General features: G+C 46.7%; 2 protein-coding genes. Both read right to left on the bottom strand.

The genetic code is table 11. The features are described 5' to 3' along the window. The coding region (locus tag J4617_RS22780; protein ID WP_000868806.1) for a glycosyltransferase family 2 protein at positions 1–899 on the bottom strand (899 nt) is incomplete at its 3' end. Continuing rightward, positions 896–1,258: a GtrA family protein gene (locus J4617_RS22785; RefSeq protein WP_000915525.1), complete on the bottom strand. Its 363-nt coding sequence runs from the start codon at positions 1,256–1,258 to the stop codon at positions 896–898. The genes J4617_RS22785 and J4617_RS22780, both read right to left, overlap by 4 nt. Positions 1,259–1,308: the final 50 nt, after the last annotated feature.

Genomic DNA, 1,308 nt, shown 5'->3' on the forward strand with positions numbered 1-1,308 from the left:
ATATATTTAGGTCTTGCTTTGGTTTCAATGTAAATTCTTCCGATATACTCGCCGAGTACACCAATGCCGATTAGCTGGATGCCACCAAGAAACAGTATCGACACCAGAAGTGACGGGTATCCCCGCACGGCGTTACCGAACGCCAGAGTGTCGAATATCATCCAGGCACCATACAGAAATGCAACACCTGCGACAGCTAACCCGATATACGTCCAGATGCGGAGAGGGAAAGTTGAGAAGCTGGTAATCCCTTCGAGCGCCAGATTCCATAATTTCCAGCCGTTGAATTTCGAATCACCGGCCACGCGTTCGGCACGGGCATATTTAACAACATCCGTTTTTCCGCCAACCCAACTGAGCACACCCTTCATGAACAAGTTGCGTTCGGGCATTAATTTAATATTTTCGACAACCTCACGGCTCATTAACCGGAAATCACCGACGTTCTCTTCAATTTTCGGATTGCTGATTTTATTGTGCAGCTTATAAAACCATTCAGCTGTCTTACGCTTCATGCGCCCGTCAGTTGAGCGGTCTGAGCGCTTAGCCAGCACCATATCCGCGCCAGCCTGCCACTTCTCAATGAGATGGGGGATAACTTCTATCGGATCCTGTAAATCGACATCAATAGGAATGACCGCATCCCCGGTTGCATGGTCGAGACCCGCGAAAAGAGCAGGTTCTTTACCGAAGTTTCGCGTAAACGAAAGCGGAATAACGAGCGGATCAGATGCAGCTATTTTGTTAATTATTGATTCAGTCGCATCTTTGCTTCCGTCGTTGATGAAAACAATCTCAACTTCATACGGTTTTAGCTCTTCAAACTCGCGAACCGTTTTATAGAAAATAGGTATCGTGGCTTCTTCATTGAAGACCGGAACGACTAACGAGACTTTCATTTCGCATCCCTAAAGACAATGAACTTTGAATAAATGAATCCGCATGTCAGGCTGATAGCTGAAAAGGTGACAAGAGTAAGGAGTGGCGGCAGGGAACATTTGTCAGCCATCCAGCCAACAACGGCGCTCAGTGTTCCCATAAATCCCACGTACATCATGTAGCGAAGCGTGGTGGTGCTGGCGTTAAAGGTGAAGCGCGCATTGGCATAGAAGCTGAACGATACTGCGATAACAAAACCGGAAAAGTTCGCCAGCGCCTGATGCGTATGCATCCCATACACACAAAAAGCAAATACGCCCCAATGAATAAGCGTGTTAAGAACACCGATCGATGTGTACTTAGCGAATAACTTCAACATTATGAAAATCAGCGGATTCGGAAAGGTCTGGAGTGTAGCACTACAAATTG

The organism is Salmonella sp. 32010601201800023SM, assembly GCF_017572235.1.
Lineage (GTDB): Bacteria > Pseudomonadota > Gammaproteobacteria > Enterobacterales > Enterobacteriaceae > Salmonella > Salmonella enterica.

What these genes read in the sequence shown, in the direction of transcription:
- J4617_RS22785 (WP_000915525.1), bottom strand. Translation starts at nt 1,258, where the DNA reads ATGTTGAAGTTATTCGCTAAGTACACATCGATCGGTGTTCTTAACACG.